Annotated in this window: 24 protein-coding genes; 21 read left to right on the top strand and 3 right to left on the bottom strand. The window is 48.6% G+C overall.

The genetic code is table 11. From position 1 onward, the window contains the following. Positions 1-3 precede the first annotated feature (3 nt). From KB559_RS05170 to KB559_RS05095, 16 genes are all read left to right on the top strand, one after another. A complete protein-coding gene (locus KB559_RS05170) occupies positions 4-822 on the top strand; it encodes an Fpg/Nei family DNA glycosylase (RefSeq protein WP_211020645.1) in 819 nt (272 codons plus the stop codon). After that, entirely contained in the window at positions 812-1,666 is an 855-nt protein-coding gene (locus KB559_RS05165) for a deoxyribonuclease IV (RefSeq protein ID WP_211020644.1), read from the top strand. Before KB559_RS05170 ends, KB559_RS05165 begins: the two co-directional genes overlap by 11 nt. Positions 1,667-1,701: 35 nt before the next feature. Then, positions 1,702-2,043, top strand: coding sequence for a cyclic-phosphate processing receiver domain-containing protein (locus tag KB559_RS05160; RefSeq protein ID WP_211020961.1), 342 nt, complete (start codon positions 1,702-1,704; stop codon positions 2,041-2,043). A 1-nt stretch (position 2,044) separates the two neighbouring features. Then, entirely contained in the window at positions 2,045-3,130 is a 1,086-nt protein-coding gene (locus KB559_RS05155) for an SAM-dependent methyltransferase (RefSeq protein WP_247681583.1), read from the top strand. Between the two features lie 179 nt (positions 3,131-3,309). Beyond that, complete coding sequence (locus tag KB559_RS05150) at positions 3,310-4,836, top strand: protein kinase domain-containing protein (RefSeq protein WP_211020642.1); 1,527 nt, start codon at positions 3,310-3,312, stop codon at positions 4,834-4,836. Then, the gene (locus KB559_RS05145; RefSeq protein WP_211020641.1) at positions 4,837-5,757 is read left to right on the top strand and encodes an SAF domain-containing protein; all 921 of its coding nucleotides are present in this window, start codon (positions 4,837-4,839) and stop codon (positions 5,755-5,757) included. Between the two features lie 15 nt (positions 5,758-5,772). After that, positions 5,773-6,450, top strand: coding sequence for a hypothetical protein (locus KB559_RS05140; RefSeq protein WP_211020640.1), 678 nt, complete (start codon positions 5,773-5,775; stop codon positions 6,448-6,450). Then, positions 6,447-7,295, top strand: a complete 849-nt coding sequence (locus KB559_RS05135) for a hypothetical protein (protein WP_211020639.1) — start codon at positions 6,447-6,449, stop codon at positions 7,293-7,295. Before KB559_RS05140 ends, KB559_RS05135 begins: the two co-directional genes overlap by 4 nt. Further along, positions 7,292-9,103 carry an ATPase, T2SS/T4P/T4SS family gene (locus KB559_RS05130; protein ID WP_211020638.1) on the top strand — a complete coding sequence of 604 codons (1,812 nt, stop codon included), beginning with the start codon at positions 7,292-7,294 and terminating at the stop codon, positions 9,101-9,103. The genes KB559_RS05135 and KB559_RS05130 overlap by 4 nt, the downstream gene beginning before the upstream one ends. Further along, a complete protein-coding gene (locus KB559_RS05125; protein WP_211020637.1) occupies positions 9,093-11,171 on the top strand; it encodes a hypothetical protein in 2,079 nt (692 codons plus the stop codon). The genes KB559_RS05130 and KB559_RS05125 overlap by 11 nt, the downstream gene beginning before the upstream one ends. Positions 11,172-11,188: 17 nt before the next feature. Continuing rightward, complete coding sequence (locus tag KB559_RS05120) at positions 11,189-11,680, top strand: ABC transporter permease (protein ID WP_211020636.1); 492 nt, start codon at positions 11,189-11,191, stop codon at positions 11,678-11,680. A gap of 19 nt (positions 11,681-11,699) precedes the next feature. Continuing rightward, entirely contained in the window at positions 11,700-12,134 is a 435-nt protein-coding gene (locus KB559_RS05115) for a hypothetical protein (protein ID WP_211020635.1), read from the top strand. 12 nt (positions 12,135-12,146) lie between these two features. Further along, on the top strand, positions 12,147-12,701 hold the full coding sequence (locus KB559_RS05110) for a hypothetical protein (protein WP_211020634.1): 555 nt from the start codon (positions 12,147-12,149) through the stop codon (positions 12,699-12,701). Beyond that, positions 12,688-13,677 (top strand): hypothetical protein, encoded by a 990-nt coding sequence (locus tag KB559_RS05105; protein ID WP_211020633.1) that lies wholly within the window; start codon positions 12,688-12,690, stop codon positions 13,675-13,677. The genes KB559_RS05110 and KB559_RS05105 overlap by 14 nt, the downstream gene beginning before the upstream one ends. A gap of 120 nt (positions 13,678-13,797) precedes the next feature. Further along, positions 13,798-14,829 carry a thiazole biosynthesis adenylyltransferase ThiF gene (locus tag KB559_RS05100; protein WP_211020632.1) on the top strand — a complete coding sequence of 344 codons (1,032 nt, stop codon included), beginning with the start codon at positions 13,798-13,800 and terminating at the stop codon, positions 14,827-14,829. A 123-nt stretch (positions 14,830-14,952) separates the two neighbouring features. Continuing rightward, the gene (locus KB559_RS05095; RefSeq protein WP_211020631.1) at positions 14,953-15,630 is read left to right on the top strand and encodes a winged helix-turn-helix transcriptional regulator; all 678 of its coding nucleotides are present in this window, start codon (positions 14,953-14,955) and stop codon (positions 15,628-15,630) included. A 58-nt stretch (positions 15,631-15,688) separates the two neighbouring features. On the opposite strand, the gene KB559_RS05090 is transcribed toward KB559_RS05095, so the two are convergent. Together KB559_RS05090 and KB559_RS05085 are read right to left on the bottom strand one after the other, a co-directional pair. Continuing rightward, positions 15,689-16,198 carry a C40 family peptidase gene (locus tag KB559_RS05090; RefSeq protein ID WP_211020630.1) on the bottom strand — a complete coding sequence of 170 codons (510 nt, stop codon included), beginning with the start codon at positions 16,196-16,198 and terminating at the stop codon, positions 15,689-15,691. 308 nt (positions 16,199-16,506) lie between these two features. Beyond that, positions 16,507-17,148, bottom strand: coding sequence for a thiamine diphosphokinase (locus KB559_RS05085; protein ID WP_211020629.1), 642 nt, complete (start codon positions 17,146-17,148; stop codon positions 16,507-16,509). A 133-nt stretch (positions 17,149-17,281) separates the two neighbouring features. Between KB559_RS05085 and KB559_RS05080 the strand changes: the two genes are divergently transcribed. Next, the gene (locus KB559_RS05080; protein WP_211020628.1) at positions 17,282-17,923 is read left to right on the top strand and encodes a trimeric intracellular cation channel family protein; all 642 of its coding nucleotides are present in this window, start codon (positions 17,282-17,284) and stop codon (positions 17,921-17,923) included. Positions 17,924-18,024: 101 nt separating this feature from the next. On the opposite strand, the gene KB559_RS05075 is transcribed toward KB559_RS05080, so the two are convergent. Continuing rightward, positions 18,025-18,753 (bottom strand): alpha/beta hydrolase, encoded by a 729-nt coding sequence (locus KB559_RS05075; RefSeq protein ID WP_211020627.1) that lies wholly within the window; start codon positions 18,751-18,753, stop codon positions 18,025-18,027. 254 nt (positions 18,754-19,007) lie between these two features. Here KB559_RS05075 and pdhA point away from each other — a divergent pair, with 254 nt between their 5' ends. The 4 genes from pdhA to lpdA are packed head-to-tail and all read left to right on the top strand — an operon-like array spanning position 19,008 to position 23,881. Continuing rightward, complete coding sequence (pdhA, locus tag KB559_RS05070; RefSeq protein WP_211020626.1) at positions 19,008-20,078, top strand: pyruvate dehydrogenase (acetyl-transferring) E1 component subunit alpha; 1,071 nt, start codon at positions 19,008-19,010, stop codon at positions 20,076-20,078. Positions 20,079-20,113: 35 nt separating this feature from the next. Beyond that, entirely contained in the window at positions 20,114-21,094 is a 981-nt protein-coding gene (locus KB559_RS05065; protein WP_211020625.1) for an alpha-ketoacid dehydrogenase subunit beta, read from the top strand. 44 nt (positions 21,095-21,138) lie between these two features. Further along, a complete protein-coding gene (locus tag KB559_RS05060; protein WP_211020624.1) occupies positions 21,139-22,461 on the top strand; it encodes a dihydrolipoamide acetyltransferase family protein in 1,323 nt (440 codons plus the stop codon). A 4-nt stretch (positions 22,462-22,465) separates the two neighbouring features. Continuing rightward, entirely contained in the window at positions 22,466-23,881 is a 1,416-nt protein-coding gene (lpdA, locus tag KB559_RS05055) for a dihydrolipoyl dehydrogenase (RefSeq protein ID WP_211020623.1), read from the top strand. Positions 23,882-23,920 lie beyond the last annotated feature (39 nt).

Raw genomic sequence — 23,920 nt, 5'->3', positions numbered from 1 at the left:
ACCATGCCGGAATTGCCGGAAATGGAAAACTATCGAATCCAGCTTTCAAAGCATATTTTGGATCTGCCTATTACTGAGGTGGTCGTAAACCGGGAAAAGTCGCTGAATTTGGACCAGGAAGTATTCGTAAATGAACTGACCGGAAGACAAGTGATCTTTGTCGAGCGGCGTGCGAAGCATTTGCTGTTCCATTTGGACAATGGCCGGCGCCTGATTCTGCACCTGATGCTGGGGGGGCTGCTTTATTTGGGATCAAAGGAAGACCGTCCCTCCAGAAGTACGCAAATTGAAATTGTCTTCGGCGACAATCTGGTGCTTTATTTCATAGGCCTGAGACTTGGATATTTGCATTTGCTTAGTGCGAAAGAGGCGGAGGATTCTTTAGCGCACTTGGGCCCTGAACCGCTTGGCCGCAAGATGAACGAAGAGATCTTCGTGAAGCTAATGAGAAAGCGTCGGGGGAGCATCAAGACGGTTCTGGTGAATCAGGACGTTATTGCCGGAATCGGCAATTGCTATGCAGACGAAATTGCTTTCGCCGCAGGGCTAAGACCCACTGCTAAGCTGCAAAACATGAGCGAGGAAGATCTTTTGGGGCTATATCGGGCGATGAGAGAAGTACTCGTAGAAATGACCGAAGGCGGCGGCTATATGGAAATGCCGTTGACCAGTGAAGATACGCTGACCGGTGGAGCAAATGATCTTTGCCGCGTTTATGACCGGGAAGGAGAAGCTTGTCCGCGCTGCGGCGATCAAATCGTCAAGACAGAAATGAACGGACGTAAAGTGTTTTATAGTCCGGGATGCCAGTATGACCGTTAAAGTAAGCGTCGGAGGACATCTTAGCATTAGAGGCGGATATGCCAAGGCCGCCGAGGTCGCATATCGACTCGGTGCCGGAGCTTTTCAGTATTTTCCCAAAAACCCGCGCAGTTTAACGGTAAAAAATTTCGATAAAAGGGATGCCGAGCGCTGCCGGGAACTGAGCTGCAAGTATGACCTGCTATCCGTGGCCCATACTCCATATCCGAGCAATCTGGCGGCAACTCCAGGGGACGCGGGCGGACAATTTGAACGAACGGTAGCATCGTTGCGCAATGATCTGGAGATTGCCGAGGCGTGCGGTTCGGTGGGAATTGTTGTTCATTTTGGCACATATAAGGAAAGAAACCCCTTACAAGGGTACCAAAATATTATACAATGTATAAATGAAGTGCTAAACGGTTGGCAGGGCAATGCTAAGCTGCTGATTGAGAACCAGGCCGGCGATCACGGGGATATGGGCATGACCTTGGAAGAGCTTGTGCAAATCCGCAAGCTATGCACTTCGCCTGAACAGATCGGATTTTGCCTTGATACGTGCCATGCTTTTGCGGCCGGGATGTGGACGGGAGAAGGGGATAAGGAGTTTGCTTCCAAGGCCGAAGAATTGGGATATTGGGACGGCCTCGCTGCCGTTCATCTAAACGATTCGAAATATCCTGCCCTTTCCCGCAAAGATCGCCATGCCAGGGTAGGTCAAGGCTACATCGGAGAACAAGGTTTTTTGAAATTGTTTGAAATGAAGGCCATTCGGCGGCTACCGCTGATTCTGGAGAGCGAAACTGGTGAAGACGGAACTTATAGAGAAGATATAGAACGGGTAAAGCGATGGGTGGAAGCCTAGTGCTGGAAATACCGCGGAAAGGAAGAACAACTGTGATTCATGTATATATGGACGACTTTCGACGATGTCCGGAGGGCTTTACATTGGCAAGGTCCGTGGATGAGTGTCTGGAACTGCTGAGATTAATGGAAGTCGACATTCTGTCGCTCGATTACGATATGGGACCAGGGGAGAAGACCGGCTCCGACGTGGCGGCAGCCATGGCTCGGGAAGGACTGTATGCCCGTGAGATTTACCTGCATACCTCTAGCATGTACGGTAAAAAGAGCATGTACGAAATCCTTTACCAGAACAAGCCGGAACATGTCATCCTGCATAACGGACCCATTCCGTTTGATTTGCTGGATGAGATTGAACGTAAAGCGGGAGGTTGCTAGTTTGAACAACGAGTACGAACAGGAAGTCCCGGAACAAAACGGGACGACTACTAAATACTTATGCACGGCCAATCACGGATTTGCTCCTTACGCCCAGGAAGAACTTAGAAGAAGGTTCGGAGCCGTTAAAAGTACGGTGCTTGTGCCTGGAGAAGTATTCGTCGCCACGCTTAAAGCCACAGCCTTAGAGGTGACTTCGCAGTTAAGTCATCCGGAGCCGATGTTCCTCCGCCATTTATTTCTTGTAGGATGGGAATGGAACTCGGAAGGACGTCTTGATTTGGGAGAACAACAAAACGATGGCTGGTTGAGTGAACTACAGCATTATTTGTTGGGCGAATCCCGGCTGTCGGGGGCCAAGGTGGCTATCCAAACCAGAAAAGCCCCTCAATCGCTTTGGGCAGGCAGTGCCGCCGAACTGAAGGACGCAGTGCAAGCCGGCCTCGGCGAGCTTGATGCGGATTATGTGGTTAAGGATGCCGATTACATCGTCTCCGTATTCGCCGCTAAGGACAGCATTTTCGCGGGAATTGCCCGGCCGGAAGATAATTTGTCCGATTGGAACGGTGGAGCCGTACGTTTTCAACGCGAGGAAGGTCAGATCTCCCGTGCCAAATTTAAGCTTCTGGAAGCTGAGGCTGTATTCGGTATCGATTTCGCGGCGTTCCGTGAAGCGCTGGATATTGGAGCTGCGCCAGGCGGATGGACCTCATTTTTGCTGGAACGAGGTCTCAAAGTAACTGCGGTGGATCCTGCAAAACTGCATCCTGACGTAATGGCTTCACCAAGGTTGACCCATGTTCGCAAAAATGCGAATGCCGTGAAATTTCGTGATCATCAATTCGATCTGCTCGTCTGCGATATGAGCTGGAGCCCGAAGCTGACGGCCAAAATGGTGACCGAGCTGCTCTACGCACTCGTACCGGGCGGAACTGCAGTCGTTACTGTGAAGCTGCTCAGCAAAAAGCCGATGGCTCTTATCAATGAAGTGATCGGAACGTTCCAAGAGGCTCAGCTTCAAGTACAACGGGCTAAACAACTGTTTCACAACCGTGACGAAATCACATTATACATGATTAAATATTAATCACATGAATTATATTTTTTTGAAAATCGCTTTACAAACACGGTGAGTTTGTTCTATACTGATTCCAAAATTATGCAATTCGACTAAGGGAAAGTATCCCTGTCTGTCTACAGCTCTATTAAGCTGAGGAGGACAATGGGTACTTTCCCTTTTTGCGTTTCGAAAAAGGAGGGAGCCGGGTGCCGTTTATACCGAAATATGAACGCGGCGGGATTTTGGCAGGCCGCTACAGGATGGAGAAAATTATTGGAGAAGGGGGCATGAGCCGGGTTTATCTCGCCTCCGATTTGAAGCTGCCCGGGAAGCGTTGGGCTGTGAAGGAGAGTCCGTTTACACCGGAGCATGGTCTCCGGTTGGAGGATGAAGCTGAACTGCTTATTTCGTTAAATCATCATCGGTTGCCGAGAATTTCAGATTTTTTTCAAATGGAGGGCGGATATTCATACTTGGTGATGGATTATGTGGCGGGTGTTCATCTGGATAAGCATGTAATGGGGAATAAAGAAGCTTTAACCCCTGGCAAAATAGCCAGGCTCGGATTGCAGATTTGTGAGGGTCTACATTATCTTCATAGTCTTCAGCCGCCGATCATTCATCGGGATCTGAAGCCGTCCAATCTGCTGATCGATGAGCAGGAAGAAATTATGTTTGTTGATTTCGGGATTGCCCGCAAATATAAACAGGAAACACTTGAGGATACGGTTAAACTCGGAACGATCGGATTTGCGGCACCGGAACAGTATGGAGGGCGACAGACGGACGGCAGAACGGATTTATATTCGCTTGGCGCCGTGCTGCTCTATTTGGGAACCGGGTGCAAATATTCCTATTGGTCGGAAGAGACAGCGGCCATACTCCGGCGTAAAGGTTTAGCTTTGCTGGAACCGATTATTGTGCGACTTCTGCAACATGAACCGGAGAACAGATACTCTTCGGCGGAAGAGACGGCGGAAGCACTGAGAGCTGTGGCAAGCACGCTATCTAATGCAACTGCAAAGAATGCAAACCTGGAAGATGCACGGCGGAGCGATTTCCGTCGGACGCCGCGCTCTATTGTAATTGCCGTAATGGGGGCGGCACCCGGTATCGGCACAACGCATACCTGCATCGCATTGGCCCATCTGTTATCCAAGTTTACGCAGAGGATCTCGGTTGTGGAGATGGAGGTCAAATCCAACGCTTTCCGGACGATGTCCGTTCTTGTGGAAGGGACTGATGCATTTACCCGCGAAGCGGGACCGCAGCGTTTCCGGTTTCGGAGCGTCGATTACATCCGGGCTCCATCGCGACAGGAATTGCTGGATTTGATTGCGGGAAGCGGCGAGTATGTGATCTGCGATCTCGGATCAGGCAGGCGCAAGGAACATTTAGAGGAGTTTGCCCGTGCAGATCTGTCCATTCTTGTTTGTCCGGCGGCGGAATGGCGTCATGAGGATCTGGCGACTTTCGAAGCGAGCTCGGGTCCCGTCAGAAAAAATTGGGTATGCTGCATACCGTTTGGTTCCAGGAATGCCGTCCGGCGTATCCGCAAAACTTTTAGTATGGGAAAAGTATACGTCTTGCCAGCAGAGCATGATCCTTTTTCTCCGGGGAAGGAAATGGAATCTGCTCTGGCAGAAATATGCGGGGGATTGTTTCCGCAAAGCGTGCTACAGGGGAGAAGCGGACTACGCTGGAGGCGAAGACGCAGGAAAGGAAGTGAATAAATGTTCAGGATGAGACGGAAAACGAAGCACCTAATTTATGCCGGCTTAGCTGGCGTGATCGCAACCGGACTTATATTTGGCGGGTTCATGTTCGTTAAAACTTCGAAGATGACAGAAGCCCGAATAGAAATGCAGGGTAGATTGGAAGCTGAAATTCGCATTCTTCAGGAGGAGGCGGGCCGGTCCAAGGTTCAGGGCTGGGCGCCTGCCCGGGAACTCCCGGCAGGTCATGTGATTTCTATGGAGGACCTTGTATCCGTTGAATTGCCGGAAGGCAGCGTACCGAGTGATTGGCTCAAGACCAGAGAACAAATCGCCGGTAAAACGGTCAAGCTGTCACTTAAGCCGAATACGCTGCTGACAGGCACGCTTTTATATGAGGAAGAGCCAACGCCTTCCGATCTCCGTTTCCGTGAAATGGGTTTTATCCAGCTTCCAGGAGCGCTTAGCGAGCAGGACGTCATTGATGTGCGTATCCAGTTTCCGACGGGACAAGATTACATATTGTTGGCCAAAAAAAAGGTGAACTCGTTAGCATCAGGTACGGTTACGATGACCCTGAATGAATCGGAAATCCTGTCGCTGTCCAGCGCAATCGTCGACGCTTATTTGCATAAAGCCTCGATCTATGCCTTGCTCTATGTGGAGCCAAGCCTTCAAGCAAAAGCTATTCCGACGTACCCGGCCAACGAGGCCGTGCTGAAATTGATCAAGCAGGACCCGAATATCGTCGGTCGTGCCGAACATGCCTTGAGCAACTCCGCCCGTACTGGTCTTGAAGCGGATCTTGGAGGGGTATCGGCACAATCGGCCGCAGAATATGCGGGATATCAAGCAACTCAAGCGTCACCGCCACCATCTTCCCGGGCCGACTCGCCAACAGGCGGTCAAGAACAGTTTGTCATGGGGCCGGCGGAATAAAAGGAGGTACCAAGGGTGAAAAGCTGGATTTTTACAGGTAAGAGCGATAAAAGGGATCTACTGCTGTACATTTGCAAGGTGCTGTCCGGAACAGGCAAAAGGGTGTTACTGGTGGACATGACCGATGGCAGAAAGTACCGTTATTTGGCCAGTAGCGTGAAAAATTGTATACCTCTTACTGAGTATAACGGGTTTGATATTTGTGATGGAATCACCGCCACAGAACCTGAACTTTACGACTACTGTCTGTATGATCTGGAGACGATGCATTTTGGTTCAATTGAGATTTGGAAGCGGGTTGATGCCGTTATGTGGGTCACTTCATATGACCGCTATGAGGTGGAGAATAGCGCCGAGTGGTTCAGTCATTTGTTTCTCCGATGGCCTCAACTTAAATCGCTGCGGATTCAGCCGGTCTTTATACGAACGGTCGACAGCTTTTTGACCCCCGATTACATTATGGGCTATGTGGAGCATTTGCCTATTGAATGGAGTAAAGAGATGGTGTGCATTCCCTGGTGCGAAACTAATGAAATCGTGCAGATGGAGAATGAACATGCGCAAACTTTGCGGATGGGGCGAATCTCCAGAGCATATAAGAAAGCGATTCTATCCTTGATCGTGAATCTCGCCGGTCTGTCCATGCCGAGTTCGAAAAAAGCGCTGCGGTCAGCGGACAGGAGGAGGGCATGAGCAGGATCATCTTTTGGGATTACGGACATGAAGGATCGGCCGAGGTTGCCGCGGCGGCAGCGGTAAGGATGTCTTTGACATATCCGGGAAGGATTCTGCTGCTGAATGAGGTTAAAGCCGGGACTAGTGTCGAAGCTGGCTTCTCTCTGTCTGACCAATATCAGGACAGGAGCGCTCTTCCGCTTACAGAATACGGGATTGACGCCTTGCTGCGTTTAGCCGCCAATCAACGTTTAAGTGCAGCGAACTTCTCGGATTATACTCAACCGGTCATCAAGGGGAAACTGGATCTTGTTTCAGGAAGCAGAGAAGAATGTCTTGAAATTTCACTTGAGTCAGGTGAGAAGCTGGGCCGTGTTTATGCCGCTGCGGAGCAGGCTTATGATTTTATTTTTACTGGAAGTCGATTTTCCTCCGGAGCTGTTGCTGTAGCAGGCCCGCATAATTTGCCGAAAGGACGGCTGCTTAGTGTCGCTGTACTTCGGCAAAATCGTTTGGAACTGGAACGGTTTTTTGGTGATATGGTCAGTGAGACTAACGGAGCAAATGTCACGGATGCTATCGTGATTCAGCATTATGATCACCGTTCGCAATGGTCGGCTGGCAACATTCGAAGGCGGTTTGGCTGCAAGCTGCCGCTGTACGTCATTCCGCATAGCACGGAGTTTATGGATGCTTGGAATAACATGAATATCCTCCGATTTATCCGATTGCACCGGCTGTTACCGCGCAGGAGACCCGCGAAAGAAGGATTTATGTCGGGGCTTGCCAACCTTTGTGACGGCCTATATCGGCTCGCTGCTGGACGAGACGTATATTCTCGGGGCGGAGAAAAGGGGGCATGACCTTGAATGCAACCGGATTAAATTTGATAGGAATCATCATTTTAGTTGCCGTCTGTTTGGCTTGTCTCTGGCTGAAGGCCAAGTCTTCAGGAGAATCTTTCTTACATCGTGCGCCTGGAAGGGATCGATATTCTTTTACGGAACTCATCGCTTACGTCAAGCATCAGATCCATGAGCTTAGCCGCAATCCCTCTAACGAATGGGGGATGAACGAGGAAGCCTGGAACCGAAAAGTAAAGGTTCGGGCCGAGCTTCGGCAAGCATTACGCGGCTGTACGTATGGCGACCAGCAGGATAAACGTTACGTTAAATCCTTTATTCGCGATTTGCTAGTAAGAGGGTACGGTATCTCGGAAGAAAATATAGACCTTATTATTCCATTCCGCGACCGGGAACGATTAAATGCGCAAGACAGATTTGAAATTGTGCTGTACTTATACAGAAGACGGCATGGGGAAATGGCCTTATCCACGCTGATCGAAGACTATGACTTGGACCAGCCGAAGTGCCGGTCCGACGAAGATGGTACAGGGATATTTGAAATTAATGCTGAGGATGTGGACTCGGTTTTTTACAGGGAGTATCGCCTACTTTCATTTCCCGAGAAGCTGGACCTGGTCGTTCAGCGGGTCTATCAAATGTACAAAGGATTTTCCGTGATCGACGCGATTCGGGAACAGAACATTGACGGGGTGAGCGGAGGAGTCAGCGGGATTCCCGGGAATCATTCCCTTTGGCAACGGATAGAGGATGAAATCGAACCGGGAGGGCCGGAAATTCCGCTAGATCAGGACGGAAGGCAAATAACTCGCTCCTGGGACAGTGTTTGGATTTTTTATAAAGGTAAAAGCATACGTTTATCCTTCTTATCTTTCGGAAGTGAAGCCGAATTGAAACGGGTGTGTCAGAACATTTACAAATTCAATTTGCCGGGTCAGTTATCCGAGGCTAACGGATTTAAAGTAAACGAGTTGAAGGACGGCTCCCGGGTCGTTGTGGTGAGACCGCCTTTTGCGGAATCATGGGCATTTTTTGTACGTAAGTTCGACGTGAAGAACGCAGTCCTTGAAGGGCTTATTCAAGGGAATAACTCCAACCTGCCGATCGAACTGTTGAAATATCTGATGAAAGGAAGCCGGATTACCTCGATCACCGGTTCCCAGGGTTCAGGCAAAACAACGCTGTTAATGGCCATGATCAAGCATATTTATCCTTCTTACACTTTACGCGTTCAGGAGATGTCATTCGAGCTTCATCTCCGGAGGATTTATAGTACGAGAAACATTTTAACCTTTCGTGAAACGGAATACATATCCGGGCAAGCGGGATTGGATTTGCAGAAAAAAACGGATGGCACGGTCAATATCCTCGGGGAGGTAGCGACGGACGAGGTTGCGGCTTGGATGATACAGATGGCGCAAGTGGCAAGTTTATTTACCCTGTTTACCCATCACGCCAAAACCTTCCGCGACCTGATTGAATCCCTGCGAAATTCCTTATTAAAGACCGGCATGTTTAGGGATGAAAAGATTGCCGAATATCAGGTAGCGGGTGTGCTGGATTTTGATATTCATCTCTGCAAAGACTATCAGGGGAACAGATACATAGAACGAATTACGGAGTGCTGCCGTCTGAACGAGAGTTACCAGGAAAGGGTAATTGTCGAGTATCGTAACGGAGCATATGTACCTGTAAAGCCGATCTCTGCGCATAGCCTTAAGGAAATGTCCAAAGAGATGACACCGGAAGATGCAGCGGCCTTTGAAAGGTTTGCGGGTATGTATTGGAGGGAGGCCATTGGAGCTTAAGTCATTTCTCATGATTCTTGTCGGAATGTCATTATGCTGTTTTTTGCTGCTGCTCGGTTTGGGAAAATTAATTGCCAAACGAGAAGAGGAGCAGGGGTTATCGTTAGCTGATCGCGGACACCCATCGTCCCGCTTGATCCGCGGCGGATTGAATGTTCTTTTTCTGAGGTCCTATGCGTTATTCATGAAGCTGCCGCCGCTTAGATTTTATGTGTTGAAGGTTCGATTCCGCTTGTCCGTTCTCCAAGTTTATGACGAGTTTAGTTTACGAAGGCAAACGATCAAGATTGTTTATCTGATCCTGGGTACCCTCACATTCGTGATCGGCGTACTGACGGCAATGAATCCTAACTTGATCTTCTTTCTTTCCTTGTTGATAGCCGCCGTTGTCATTCAAGGTCTGATCCTGGACGGGTATATCAATCGGTTGGAAAAGAAGCTGCTGGAACAAATGCTAGATTTGTTCGGCGCCGTCAGGCTGGCCTATCACAGGCACGGTATGGTTGAAGACGCTATAGATGAATCCATCGAATCGGTTGGAGAGGAAATCGCTCTGCATGCTCATAGGATTTATGACGCTTTAAGTGATGTTAAACCGGATGAGGCGCTGGAGAAATATTATGAAGTCGCGCCAAACCGTTTTCTTCGAGCGTTTGCGGGGATATCAAGGATGATTATGGAATTCGGGGACCGCAAAAAGGATAAGGGTTCGTTGTATTTAAGAGGTCTGGCCAGCCTTACAGGGGAAATTCAGCTTGACTTGATTCGTCGAAGTAAGCTCGATTATTTGCTGAAGGGGCTAAATTTAATTGCTTTAGTGCCGATTTTTTTTACCAAGCCGATTGAGATTTGGGCAAGGAGAAATTTTCCGCTCATGGATCAGTTTTATTTGAGTAAGGCAGGGATTCTGGCCAAGCTCGGGATTTTTCTGATCATTCTTATTTGCTATTTGCTGCTTCAGAAGCTGAAGAGTGAAGAGGAGACGGATTATAAGGCAGGTAGAAACCGGAATCCATGGGAATCAGCCTTGAGAAAATGGAGCCTTGTCCGGAAATGCTCGGCATGGTTCACCCCAAGGTTCAAATCTGCAGCCTATGAGCGAATTCATAAACTGCTGAAAGACAGTAATCATCACTTAAGAGTAGAAACGTTGCAAATCAGACGGCTAGTCATATTTCTGTTATGTGTGGTTATTACGACGGGTACTTTTTCTTATTTACATTTGAAGAGCCGGTCGTGGATTTTGAATGAGCCTCCGGCAAGCTATGTGTTTTTTGGAACTATGTCACAGGACGATGCTGAGGCTGCGGCGGAAATCGTCGACATGGACAAGCAGGTTATGGTGGAGACAGGGATGGATTCTAATAGAGAGTATGATCAAATAGCTGCCTCCATCACACAAGTAATGGCGGAAAGGGGATTACAGCCGAACGATAAACAGCTTGAGGCAACGGCGGAGCGTGTCATAGATAAATTGAAACGCTGGAACGCGGAGTATCTGAAATGGTGGGAGCTTCTCTTGTCGCTGATTGCCGGATGGATCGGATACTGTGTACCGGTCTGGACGCTGATGTTCCAGAGGAGGATGCGGCTTATGGATATGAGGCAAGAAGTGTACCAGTTTCATACGATGATTTCTATTCTGAAGGAACTGGAACGAATTTCTGTCGAAGAGATTTTGGACTGGCTGCATTCGTATGCCGTGATTTTCAAAATTCCACTGCAGAAATGTCTGCTCCATTTCGGGCATGGCGGCGAAGAAGCATTGAGGCAGATGAAGGAGGAGGCCGGGCTGGACGAGTTTAGGCAGTTGGCGGACAAGCTGCTTCTCGCTACGGAGAAAATAACGATCTCGGATGCCTTTGATGAGCTGGAGAGTGAGATGGCGTATCATTTTGAGCGGAGACGGCTCGATTATGAAAAATCGCTGGATACGAAAGCGGGGATCGGCCGTATCATCGGTTTTGCGCCGATGTATTGTCTTGTGTTTGCCTACCTGGTCATCCCGTTGATTTGGATGAGCTTTCAACAGATGGGCATTTATTTTGAGCAAATTCAACATATTTAACAAGGAGGTATTTTAATATGAACAACGCATCATCCGCTTTAAAGGTAGCGGCCGGTATTTTTTTGACGATCGCTCTGATCACTATTGTTGTAATCTTGTTTGTATCCGCCCAGGAAGCTACGAAAACAGCTCAAAACAATTTTTCCGATATTCAAACAGAACTGTCACAGGCCTCATTTACGGTTTATGACGATACGACAGTCAGCGGGTCCCAGGTCACGAATGCTTTGAGAAAATTCAAGGACCGGGAAGAGTTCGGTATTCAGATTAAGACGGGGAAAAACAGTACAGGCCAATGGTATGGAGACATTCTCAAAATCAACGGCACTCTGACGAACGAAGAATACGGTTCAGTGAGTGGCTCCAGCTTGGCGGATATAGGCAACACCTGGAACGAAAAGCTTAACGAATACGTCAATCCAAGCGGTAAATTCAAGGCAAAAGTGATCAAGGATAATTCCAATGTAGTTAGGGGACTGATCTTTACCCAGACTACGGTCACTCCTTAGCCGAGAAGCCGAATCACACATGCTGAAGAGCCTGAAAGATTTACTGTGGTTAGGTACGGCGGTTTCCTTAACTCTTGGAGCTGTATTGTTTACCCTTGATTTTACACGTAGTTATGATGGCCTTTTACAAAATTTATCCTCTTTCATTCAAACGCACAAGCGAAGTGTGACCCTATCGGGAGCCGGCTTAAGCAACGAAGCATCGAATTTCGATACATATACAGGATTGGATATATTATATGGCCTGCGGGGCTGGAAGTTGGAAGGGGCGGAAGTCTCGATTAACGGCACTGTGATTCCGGATGCCAAAGATGATGGAGCATTGCCTTCCGGTCTCTATGATCAAGATCTAGGATTGGCCGTAGCTTTGCTGGACTTGGAGGAAGATTACAAGGCATACTCCCAGCTCGATAAGCAGGGGCGCTTGGCTAAGATATCTTTTAAATTAAAGTGAAGGGGCCGAAGTATGGGCAATGCTTTATCGAAGATCGCGGCGGCTATCCTGGCGGTGGTACTGATCTTTCTTTTTCCCGCGGTCCAATCCGCTCAGCGTCAGGAAGATATCAGGGTACTGTCGGCTTATAACACGCTTGTCCAGTTTACGGATGCCGTAAGAAGCAAAGGGTATGTCTCTGCGGAAATGTACGAGGATTTTGCGCGTGAGCTGGAGACCACAGGCGCGGCTTATGACATCGAACTAGAACACCGCCATAAGAAATATCATCCCGAATATAAGGATCCTGCCGATCCAACTACATTTATGGACGAATTCAGCGTGGTCTACGATTCAAATTACACATCAGACATCCTTAAAATGTTGTTTCCTTCAGCTCTCCCTGCGGGTGGGCCGGTTTTAAGAAAATATAGGTTGGAGGCCGGAGATTATTTGAGTGTAACTGTAACGAAAGTGTCACGGTCCCCGTTGGAGGTTCTGTCAGGTTTTATCTACGGCACGGCACCAGAAGGCGGCCAAACGAAGCATTTGTCCTACGGAGGCATGGTGTTGAATGAAGATTACTGACTGGGCCATCATTTTTGTACTGATCGCAGGTCCGGTACTATGGATTTCAAGTTGGAATACGGAACAGCTTAGGGAAGCTAATCGGCTTGAAATCCGGTACAACTCGGTTTTAAAGACGGCTGCTCAGGATGCAGGAACCCTGCTTAATCGTAACGAGTCGCAGCATTATGAATCGGGGTACGGATCCGTAAAATTCATGCGGGCCGACAAAGAAGCGGGGTTGGCGGCTTTAAAGGAGACCTTGGCACTGAATTTCGGTATCGCTGACGATCCGCTGGCGATGCAATCTTTTATGACGTATATTCCTGCTGTAGTGGTTATTGATTATGACGGTTATTATATCTATGCGATGGAAGAGCTCACAGGGACAGACGGCTATTCCGTCGCCGAACATCGCTGGCGTCCAAAGAAGCCATATGTATACCGGGATCAGGAGGGGAAAAGTCTTTCCTTTACACTGGATCAGCGGGTTACTGTTGTAAATCCCGTTACGGGGGAGTCGGTAACCGGGTTGCGGGAGACTGTTGGCTCCGAGTGGAGTATTCCGGTTCTTCAAAATGAGGAAGCCTTCGAGCAAGTGAGAAGATCGGTAATCGTCCGGAGTATAGAAGATGATCTAGCGGGTATCATTCATCGTCATAATGAAATTTCCCGTAAGCTCGGCGTGAGTTATACGTTTACGCTTCCGGTAATTTCCCAAGAGGAATGGAACAATACAGTCGACGACGTAGGTGTGCTTGTTTTTCTGCAAGGGATTCCTGTCGGAAACCAATACTATAACAATTATGCGCTCGGCGGCGGGAGACTGGTCAAACGCCGGCCCGTGTACGGCGGCATACATCCGGAAACCGGGATCAGATATGCATTTAATGATAAGTGTCCGTTCCCTTTCCAACCGGTTGAAGTTTTCACGAATGCCAGAGATGCGGCAGCTTCCGGATATTTTGAAGCGGAATGTGGACAAGGAGTCCACTGATTATAAGTGCAGGATTCGTCCACGTAAGTTCACATTCATTACCGACAGAGTGGTTACAGCGTTCTTCTTCATATGCTAAAATTCGTAATAGAATGTAGCTGAAAGGAACGTGAAGCAAGAATGAAAGCTAATGAGGACCGTTATTCACGACAGCAGTTGTTTCAACCGATAGGTCCTGAAGGGCAGCAGAAGCTTGCGGAGTCTTCGGTGCTTATTATCGGGGCAGGCGCCCTCGGAACGGGGATCGCCGAAACTCTTGCCCGCGCAGGTGTGGGGCGACTGGTCATCGCGGACCGTGATTATGTGGAGTGGAGCAATTTACAGAGGCAGCAGCTGTACACCGAGGCCGATGCGTTGGCTAGGCTGCCGAAAGCCGTGGCGGCGGAACAACGACTTCGCGCTGTCAACAGCGAAATTATAATCGAAACGCATGTCGTGGATGTAACTTATGAGGAGATCGAAGAGCTGATTAAGGATGTAAATGTGGTTATGGACGCCACGGATAATTTCGATACCCGGCTTCTGATCAATGACATCGCACAAAAATACGGAATTCCATGGGTTTACGGTGGCTGTGTGGGTAGCTACGGGATGACGTTTACGATTTTACCGGGCCAAACGCCATGTTTGAATTGTTTATTGGGGACGATTCCGCTTGGAGGCGATACATGTGATACCGTAGGTGTCATTCCGCCTGCCGTGCAGATCGTCGTTGCGCATCAGGTTACGGAAGCGTTGAAGCTGCTGACAGGTCATCCCGAGTCGCTTCGAGGCACATTGCTGACCTTCGATGTGTGGCGGAACGAGCAATCCTCAATCAAAGTAGGGTCCGCCAAACGGGAGGACTGTTTATCCTGCGGTACGCATCCGACTTATCCGTTTCTGTCCGCAGCAGGTACCCGTAAATCGGAGGTGCTGTGCGGTAGGGACACGGTTCAGATCCGGCCTGCCTTCAAACGGAAGCTTCCTTTACCCGAAATTGCCGCGAGATTTGAACGGCTGGGGGAAGGGAAGGTGGAGCGCAATCCTTTTCTGGTCTCCTTCACGGTCGGGGATCGGCGAATTGTCCTGTTCGAGGACGGAAGAGCGCTTATTCACGGAACGAAAAATACGGCGGAAGCCAAAGCGATATACGATCGGTATTTGGGCTAATTTGGCAAACCATTCACGCACCTTGCGGAATGGTTTGTTTTTATTTTGACCATCTTAACGATAAGTGCATAGAACCCTCTTTAAAGGAAGTTCGGAGATTAAAGGGCAGAGGCGGGAACTCATATGAAAGACATCGTGCTGTTGATGCAAAAAAATGATTTTGCAGCCACCCAAAGGCAATTATTTCTGGAACAGGCCGGATTTGAAGTTCGCCGTTGCCACGGCCTGGAGGATACGGCAACAGAACTGGATGAGGAAATGCCTGGCGTACTGCTGCTGAGTCCAGAGCCCGGCAGCCGTGTTGTTTATGAACTGATGGACAGAGTTGGGGAGAATCCTCCATTCCCCGTTATGGTTATTTTGAAGGAATGGGATACGGATGAGATGGTGTCCTTACTTGAAGCAGGAGTAAACGAAGTTGTGGACATAGCGGTACCCAATATAGAATTTGAAGCAAGAATCCGCAGTCTGATCAGGCTTTTCCGTCGTTTTGCCGACGGTTATTTGACGGAACTAAAGTATGAGGATCTTGTTATTGAATTGAAAGGGCGCAAAGCTTATCGGGATGGTGATCTGATCAAACTTACACCAAAGGAATTCGATTTGCTTAGATATTTAGTGAAGAGGGCGGAGCAGGTTTGCCAGAGAGAGGCGATTCTGCAGGAGGTTTGGGGATATGATTTCTCTACGGGAACGAACGTAGTGGATGTGTATATCCGACATTTGCGCAAAAAAATCGATAAGGGAAGATCCCGGAAGCTGATCCATACCGTCCGCGGAACCGGATACGTAATACAGTGATTCGCACAAAAAAATAACCCGATAGAGAGGCTATCGGGTTTGATTACATATATGAGGACTAAAGGACGCGACGAGCTTTCAAGTAAGTTCTTTTCCAGTTGCCGGAGTTCAGGTTAGAGATTGTAACCCCCGGTTTGCCATAAGTGTGCAAAATTTTACCGTTGCCCATATAAACAGCTACATGCGTTACGTTCTTGCCGTTTGCGCGGCTGCCGCTCGAGAAGAATACCAGATCGCCGGCTTTCAAATTCGATTTGGATACAGCACGTCCAACTTTAGATTGAGCTACTGAAGTCCGTGGAAGATTTACTCCATATTTTTTGAAGATGTGTTTCATAAAGGACGAGCAATCGAAGTTTCTTGTAGTTGAAGTAGATGCACCGAATTTGTATGGGACTCCCATATATTTTTTGCCGTAGTTTACAACTTGGGTTCCTTTAGATGTTGCTACGCTTTCTGCTGCTTGGGCCGGTGCTGCTCCAGCGCCGCTGGCAAGCAGGGAGCTGAATCCGATAGTTGAGACGAGACCTACCGTCAATACTTTTTGGAATAGATGTTGCATTCTCATGATGTATATACCTCCAAAGTTCTTGTTTTTGTTGACCGGTTCGAAATGAAGTATAACAGCTTTTAAACTTCCGAAATTATGGCAAGGGCCGGTCAATCGCTTGGTAGGTAAGGGTTTGACCCCGATTATTAAAATATGATTAAAGTTTACAAAAACGTAAGAAGTTCGTTGTTTCCAATGTAAAGAAAAATGAAAGAAGCCTTGATATTTCAAGGGTTCTTTCACATTTTGATCTGTAACCGAATCTGAAGAAAAGGTTACAAAAATGTTTTATTATTTTGGCGAAATGCTAGTGTTTCTTTCTTTCGTTAGTCCTTGCTCTGGATAATAAGCAGCAAGCCGCTCTCGATCCGAATCGTTCCCCGTTCCCCTTTGAGACGGTTGCTTACGCCTAGAGATTGGCCCATTTTCAGGGTGGCGTTGTCCAGCGGGTACATGAACCCTTCTAAATGGATACCTGTGACCTCCGGGGTGAGAGGAAGCAGGGATACGTAAGTATAACCGCGGTCTTCGATTTCGCAGGTCGTGCCTGTAAGCGTAACATAGTTGTTGGTATCCCAAATTACGCTGGTAATTTGATGCTGCATCCCCCGCAACATCATTTGAATGTTCGATAGAGTGTGGTCCAACCTGGAACCGAGAACGCCAACCATGACGATTTCGGTAGCATGTCTTTGGATAGCGACTTCAAAAGCCAGTTCGGTGTCGGTTAAATCCTTGTTTACAGCATCACACTGAATAAGCTCTTTACTGCTTTTTTTAATTTTCTCCAGTTCTTCAGGGCTGACTGAATCGAAATCCCCAACCGAAATGTCAGGAGATATCCCATGCTCAACTAAAAATAAGGCTCCTCGATCCGCCCCGATAATGATGTCGTTCTGAGAGATGTTCTTCAGAAATACTGGATCGATGGTACCTCCGGCAAAAATAAGCACACGATTCGCTTCCATGTAAAAACTCCCTTTCTGTTCATAAGCCCGAATATTACCAGTATAGTTCAGTTTTTAGGCTTGCACAATTGAAGGCGTCGGGAATACAATGGACACAGCAATTTAGCGAGAGAGAGGGCAGGGGAGCAGGGAAATGCATTTATTCGATATATTCAGTATTATCGGAACGATCGCCTTCGCCATGTCGGGAGCATTTGTGGCGATGGAAGAAGAGTACGACATACTCGGGGTACTGGTGCTGGGACTGGTCACCGCTTTTGGAGGGGGAATTATCCGCAATGTGTTGATCGGCGTGCCGGTTACTACCTTGTGGGCGCAGGGCGATTTGATATTACTGGCTGTTTTGTCCGTTTTGGTCGCTTTTGTGCTGCCGCTCCCTTGGATTCAGCATTGGAAGAAGACGGAGGCGCTGTTTGATGCGATCGGGTTGTCCGCTTTTGCGATTCAAGGTGCACTTTATGCGAGCGGAATGAAGCATCCGATCAGCGCGATCCTGGTAGCCGCGGTTTTGACAGGGATCGGAGGAGGGATCATCCGGGATTTGCTGGCCGGACGAAAGCCGCTTGTCCTGAGGGACGAAATTTATGCGGTATGGGCGATGATCGCCGGACTTGTCATCGGTCTTGGCTTTTTCACTTCGACCATCGGACTGCTGCTGCTGTTCGTCCTGGTTGTCTGTTTTCGGATGCTGTCCGTCCATTATAAATGGAAGCTCCCGAGAAGGTCGCTTAAGACGGGCAATATTGAGGTTGAGGCCAAATCGGAGACATTGTAGAGCATGTCCGCAAATCATCTCCTATATAAAGAAGAGGATCCATGCCTGTCTCAAGGCCATAGATCCTCTTCTTTATTATGTCGAGCCTATTTTGGATACAGTTATTCGAGAAAATAAACCAGCGCTTCAGGAAGTTCTTTCTGCCAGAAGCCCCACAGATGCTGTCCGTCCTTCTCGTAATATCTTACTTTGGCTCCGCGCTCTTCCAGCAATTCCTTAGCCCGGCGATTTAAGTCCACAAAATTGTAAGTTCCTGTATCGGTTGTGTACTGCTGCTCCTGTAATCCAACTATCATATAGAGAGAAAGAGTGGACAAGTCCTTTTCGGCAGCAATAAGTTCCAGGGAGGCATCGTAAAACGCGCCCGATAAACTGATGATTTTGGAAAACAGTTGCCGGTTTTTCATAGCGAGATGCAGCGAAAATGATCCGCCCAGGGAATCGCCGGCCAATACGCGTTGGTCCGGTTCGCGGCGAACCGGATATTTACGCTCCACAAAGGGTATAATTTCTTCAGTAATACCGGTGCTGTAAGCCTCGAACCGATTGCCGAAAGGAGCGTATTCTTCCGTCCGGACCGAGACATCGACCTCGATTCCTACTATAATGAAAGGCTCGATTCCTTCATCAAGAATCAGTTGGTTCGCGAGGGTAGCGATCCGTCCGAAATTGAAAAACTCTTCGCCGTCCTGACAATAAACGACAGGATAACTTAAAATTTCATTGTAGCCAGGGGGGAGATAGATGCGAAGTTTCCTTTTTTCTCCCAAGCTGTTGCAGTCGACCTCCTCTTTAACAATCGTCCGTTTTAAATACCGAGAATCCGTCATATTATGACACGCCCCTTGTCGTCTGTTTTTTGCTTTTGACCTCTCATTAAGTTAAGATAACCCTGGAAGCAGTAAACGCATACACTTCCAGAAAGTCATTCGTGTTACATAATTATGTTCCGTCTGTTATACAAACAAAAATAAATAATTAAGTCATTTCAGCGCAATTCCTTTGACTTAATGACTACAACAGATGTATAATAATTCTATAACAGCGGAACATGATAATCAAATATTTTGTCGAGGTGAAGAAAATGAGCAAGATTCCTTATGAAGTATATACGGAGGAAGTCGAGGCTTTGGCCGTCCTTTCGCCGGATGGTGAAATTGTAAACAAAGATAAAGTCCCGAACTTGACAGATGATCAATTGAAAGAACTAATGTACCGTATGGTATTTACCCGTACTTGGGATGAGCGTGCCATCAACCTGGGACGTCAAGGACGTCTCGGTTTCTATGCTCCGGTATCCGGACAAGAAGCTACGATGGTAGGCAGTGAATTCGCTTTGGACAAGAATGACTTCGTTTGCCCGGGTTACCGCGATATGCCGCAGCTCGTATGGCATGGTCTTCCGCTTTATCAAGCTTTCTTGTATTCCCGCGGTCATCAACACGGCGGTCAAATTCCTGAAGGCGTCAACGTACTTATGCCACAAATTATTATCGGCGCGCAAGTTCTTCATGCTATGGGGATCGCCATGGGTTATAAATTGAAGAAACAAAAACAAGTCGCCATTACTTACACCGGAGACGGCGGTTCGTCCGAAGGCGATTTCTACGAAGCATTGAACTATGCTGGAGTATTTAAGCTTCCGGTTATTTTCTTTGTGCAAAATAACGGCTATGCCATTACGACTCCTTTCTCCAAACAAACGGCTGCTCTATCGATCGCTCATAAAGCGGTAGCTGCCGGTATCCGCGGCGTGAAAATCGACGGGATGGACGTGTTCGCAGTTATTAGCGCGGTTCAAGAAGCTGCAGAACGTGCACGTAACGGCGAAGGCGCGACTTTGATCGAAGCGGTTACTTACCGTTTCCGTCCGCATTCCCTGTCCGATGACACAAGCAAATACCGTACTAAAGAAGAAGAAGGACAATGGAGCGAAAAAGATCCGATTGCCCGTCTTGCCAAGTATCTGGAGAAGAAAGGTCTTTGGACCGACGAAGATACGGCTCGCGTGAAAGAAGAAGCCAAGGCGAAAGTCAACGAACAAATCAAGAAGGCTGAGCAAACCGAGAAAATGACCATTCCTGGCCTGATTGACAGCATGTTCGAACAAACGCCTAAACATTTGGAAGAACAAAAAGCCGAATTTAATAAATAAGCCTTGAAGAAGTTCTAATGAGGAGGATATGAGCAATGGCACAAATGAATATGAAAGAAGCAATCCGCGATGCGATGCGCGTAGAGTTGAATCGGGATCCAAACGTCCTGCTTTTCGGGGAAGACGTAGGTAATGTCGGCGGTGTATTCCGCGTAACAGAAGGTTTGCAAAAAGAATTCGGCGAAGATCGTGTATTCGATACGCCGCTGGCTGAATCCGCAATCGGCGGTATGGCAGTAGGCCTCGGGATTCAAGGATTCCGTCCGGTTGCCGAAATCCAGTTCGTCGGCTTTATTTTCGAAGCTTTGGACCAAATTTTGGTGCAAGCTGCACGGATGCGTTACCGTTCCGGCGGCCGTTACAACGCGCCGATCGTGTTCCGTACTCCATACGGCGGCGGCGTAAAAGCGGCTGAGTTGCATACGGACGCCCTGGAAGGTTTGATTGCGCAAACTCCGGGTATTAAACTGGTAATCCCTTCTAACCCTTACGACGCAAAAGGTCTCATGATTTCCGCGATCCGCGACAATGATCCGGTATTCTTCATGGAGCACCTTAACTTGTACCATGCATTCCGCGCTGAAGTGCCGGAAGGTGAATATACAGTTGAGCTTGGCAAAGCCAACGTGGTTCGCGAAGGTTCCGACGTGACGATCATCGCTTACGGCATGATGGTTCACACGGCTGTAAAAGCTGCGGAAGAACTCGAAAAAACTAAAGGCATCAAAGCTGAAGTTATCGACTTGCGCACATTGGTGCCGCTGGATATCGATACGATTCTTGCCTCCGTTAAGAAAACGAACCGTGCGATCGTTGTGCAGGAAGCGCAAAAATCCGCCGGTATGGCTGCAGAAATCATCGCTCAAATCAATGAAAAGGCTATTCTTCATTTGGAAGCTCCAGTGCTTCGCATTACGCCTCCGGATACCGTTTATCCGTTCGCGCAAATCGAAGATCAATGGCTGCCGACTCCGGCTCGCATCATTGAGGGCGTAAACAAAGTTCTCGAATTTTAATGAAATCGATTCTTAAACTAATTAAATAACAGGAGGTCTTCCAGGTGGCAAAATTTGAATATCGCTTCCCAGAGCTGGGCGAAGGTTTGCATGAAGGCGAAATTATTAAAATGCATATCAAAGCCGGCGACAAAGTTACAGACGAAGATATCGTGATGGAGGTACAGAACGACAAGGCGGTCGTAGAAGTACCTTGTCCGGTAAACGGTACGGTGCTCGAAGTGTTCGGGACCGACGGTGCCGTGTTCCGCGTTGGCCAAGTAGTGGCTGTTATCGACGCGGAAGGCGATGTTCCTGAACAGGAACCGGCTCATGAAGAAGCTAACGCTCAAGAAGCTGATGCAGCGAAAGGCGGAGCGGATACGAAGGATTCGCCTGCAGCTTCCAGCCCGGCTGAAGCTAAAGAAGGCGGCGCTAACGGCGCGGCAGCACCTGCTGCACCAAACCGCGAAGTGCTTGCTACGCCTAGCGTACGCAAATTCGCCCGCGAGCAAGGCGTTGATATTGCACAAGTAAGCGGCACAGGCAACGCTGGTAAAATCACTCGCGAAGACGTGGAAGCATTCAAAAACGGCGGCGCGGCAGCAGCTCCTGCAGCTGCAAGCAGCAAAGACGAAGCAGCGAAGGCTCCTGCAGCATCGGCAGCTTCCGCGGCCAGCGTAAGCGCAGAAGAAGAACGCGTACCGTTCAAGGGTATCCGTAAGGCGATTTCGAACGCTATGGTGAAATCGGCATACACAGCTCCGCATGTAACGATCATGGACGAAGTGGACGTTACCGAATTGGTAGCTTTCCGTACTCGCATGAAACCAATCGCCGAGAAGAAGGGCATCAAAGTAACTTACCTGCCATTCATCGTTAAGGCACTCGTAGCGGCTTCCCGCCAATTCCCGGCGCTGAACGCTTCGATCGACGAAGAAAACAACGAAATTGTTTACAAGAAACATTACGATATCGGGATTGCTACCGATACGGATAACGGTTTGATCGTACCGGTTATCAAAGATGCCGACCGCAAGAGCATCTGGATGATCGCCGACGCTATCCGTGATCTGGCAGCCCGCGGCCGTGACGGCAAGCTGTCCGCAAACGAAATGAAGGGCAGCACGATTTCGATTTCGAACATCGGTTCCGCCGGCGGTATGTTCTTTACTCCGATCATCAACTACCCTGAGGTAGCGATCCTGGGTACAGGCCGCATCAGCGAAAAACCGGTTGTTAAGAACGGCGAGATCGTTGTCGCTCCGGTTATGGCTCTGTCCCTCAGCTTCGACCACCGTCTCATCGACGGAGCAACAGCTCAAAACTTCATGAACTATATCAAACAGCTGCTCGCTAACCCTGAGTTGCTCGTTATGGAGGTGTAACAATATGGTAGTAGGAGACGCTTCTCTAGATATTGATACATTGGTTGTAGGTGCCGGTCCCGGCGGATATGTGGCGGCCATTCGTGCCGCCCAACTGGGCCAAAAAGTAATTATCGTGGACAAATCGGAACTCGGCGGCGTGTGCTTGAACCGTGGCTGCATTCCGTCCAAAGCTTTGATCTCCGCAGCGCATGCATACGAAAACGCACAGCATGCCGACGCTTTCGGCGTAACTGCTGAAAACGTGAAGGTTGACTTCACGAAAACGCAAGAATTCAAGAACGGCGTAGTTAAGAAAATGACCCAAGGCGTATCCGGTTTGCTTAAAGGCAACAAAATCGAAGTTTTCAGCGGTGAAGTGATGTTCATCAACGAAAACGAAGCACGTGCCTTCAACGATCACGAATCGCCGCGTTACCGCTTTAAGCATTGCATTCTTGCGACCGGATCCCGTCCGATCGAACTGAAGCCTTTCCCGTTTGGCGGACGTATCCTGTCCTCGACGGAAGCTTTGGAACTTCCTGAAATTCCTAGCAGCCTGATCGTTATCGGCGGCGGCTACATCGGCGCTGAATTGGGCCAAATGTTCTCGAAATTCGGTACGAAAGTTACGATTATCGAGGGTATGGATTCCGTACTTGCCGGATTTGACAAAGATATGACCCGTCTTGTAACCAAGAGCATGGAAAAAACGGGTATCGAAATCATCACTAATGCAAAAGCTGAAAGTGCTGAGCAAACCGACAAGAACGTTACTGTGAAATACTCCGTAAACGGCGAAAACAAAGAAGTTACAGCGGATTACCTCCTCGTAACGGTTGGCCGTCGTCCAAACACGGATGGCGATCTCGGCCTTGATCTTGCCGGCGTTAAGCTGACTGACCGCGGTTTGGTAGAAGTTGACCACCAAGGACGTACGAGCAACCCGAACATCTTCGCTATCGGCGATATCGTAGCCGGTCCTGCATTGGCTCACAAAGCTTCTTATGAAGGTAAAGTGGCAGCAGAAGTCATTTCCGGACTTCCGTCTGTAGTGGATTACAAAGCTATTCCGGCTGTAGTCTTCACGGATCCTGAATGCTCCAGCGTGGGCTACACGGAGAAAGAAGCGAAGGAAAAAGGCTACAAAGTCAAAGCCGGCAAGTTCCCGTTCGCGGGCAATGGCCGTGCAACTTCGCTGAATCAGCCTGACGGCTTCATCAAGATTGTAGCTAACGCTGAAAACAATCTGGTAATCGGCGCGCAAATCGTCGGTATCGAAGCTTCCAACTTGATTGCCGAGCTCGGCCTCGCGATCGAAATGGGCGCAACGCTTGAAGATATCTCGCTTACGATCCACGCTCACCCGACACTGGGTGAAATCGTGATGGAAACCGCTGAACTGGTTGAAGGCCATCCGATCCACGTGATCTCCCGTTAATTTTTGATTTATCACTCCGGCGCGGCTAATTATTGACGG

This window comes from Paenibacillus sp. Marseille-P2973 (genome assembly GCF_018101095.1).
GTDB classification, from domain to species: domain Bacteria; phylum Bacillota; class Bacilli; order Paenibacillales; family Paenibacillaceae; genus Fontibacillus; species Fontibacillus vini.
This window is presented reverse-complemented; position numbering and strand designations above follow the sequence as displayed.

Excerpts from the sequence above, each read along its gene's own strand:
- KB559_RS05170 (WP_211020645.1), top strand. The coding sequence starts at position 4 with ATGCCGGAATTGCCGGAAATGGAAAACTATCGAATCCAGCTTTCAAAG.
- KB559_RS05165 (WP_211020644.1), top strand. The coding sequence starts at position 812 with ATGACCGTTAAAGTAAGCGTCGGAGGACATCTTAGCATTAGAGGCGGA.
- KB559_RS05145 (WP_211020641.1), top strand. The coding sequence starts at position 4,837 with ATGTTCAGGATGAGACGGAAAACGAAGCACCTAATTTATGCCGGCTTA.
- KB559_RS05135 (WP_211020639.1), top strand. The coding sequence starts at position 6,447 with ATGAGCAGGATCATCTTTTGGGATTACGGACATGAAGGATCGGCCGAG.
- KB559_RS05130 (WP_211020638.1), top strand. The coding sequence starts at position 7,292 with ATGACCTTGAATGCAACCGGATTAAATTTGATAGGAATCATCATTTTA.
- KB559_RS05120 (WP_211020636.1), top strand. The coding sequence starts at position 11,189 with ATGAACAACGCATCATCCGCTTTAAAGGTAGCGGCCGGTATTTTTTTG.
- KB559_RS05115 (WP_211020635.1), top strand. The coding sequence starts at position 11,700 with ATGCTGAAGAGCCTGAAAGATTTACTGTGGTTAGGTACGGCGGTTTCC.
- KB559_RS05110 (WP_211020634.1), top strand. The coding sequence starts at position 12,147 with ATGGGCAATGCTTTATCGAAGATCGCGGCGGCTATCCTGGCGGTGGTA.
- KB559_RS05105 (WP_211020633.1), top strand. The coding sequence starts at position 12,688 with ATGAAGATTACTGACTGGGCCATCATTTTTGTACTGATCGCAGGTCCG.
- KB559_RS05100 (WP_211020632.1), top strand. The coding sequence starts at position 13,798 with ATGAAAGCTAATGAGGACCGTTATTCACGACAGCAGTTGTTTCAACCG.
- KB559_RS05095 (WP_211020631.1), top strand. The coding sequence starts at position 14,953 with ATGAAAGACATCGTGCTGTTGATGCAAAAAAATGATTTTGCAGCCACC.
- KB559_RS05090 (WP_211020630.1), bottom strand. The coding sequence starts at position 16,198 with ATGAGAATGCAACATCTATTCCAAAAAGTATTGACGGTAGGTCTCGTC.
- KB559_RS05085 (WP_211020629.1), bottom strand. The coding sequence starts at position 17,148 with ATGGAAGCGAATCGTGTGCTTATTTTTGCCGGAGGTACCATCGATCCA.
- KB559_RS05080 (WP_211020628.1), top strand. The coding sequence starts at position 17,282 with ATGCATTTATTCGATATATTCAGTATTATCGGAACGATCGCCTTCGCC.
- KB559_RS05075 (WP_211020627.1), bottom strand. The coding sequence starts at position 18,753 with ATGACGGATTCTCGGTATTTAAAACGGACGATTGTTAAAGAGGAGGTC.
- pdhA (WP_211020626.1), top strand. The coding sequence starts at position 19,008 with ATGAGCAAGATTCCTTATGAAGTATATACGGAGGAAGTCGAGGCTTTG.
- KB559_RS05065 (WP_211020625.1), top strand. The coding sequence starts at position 20,114 with ATGGCACAAATGAATATGAAAGAAGCAATCCGCGATGCGATGCGCGTA.
- lpdA (WP_211020623.1), top strand. The coding sequence starts at position 22,466 with ATGGTAGTAGGAGACGCTTCTCTAGATATTGATACATTGGTTGTAGGT.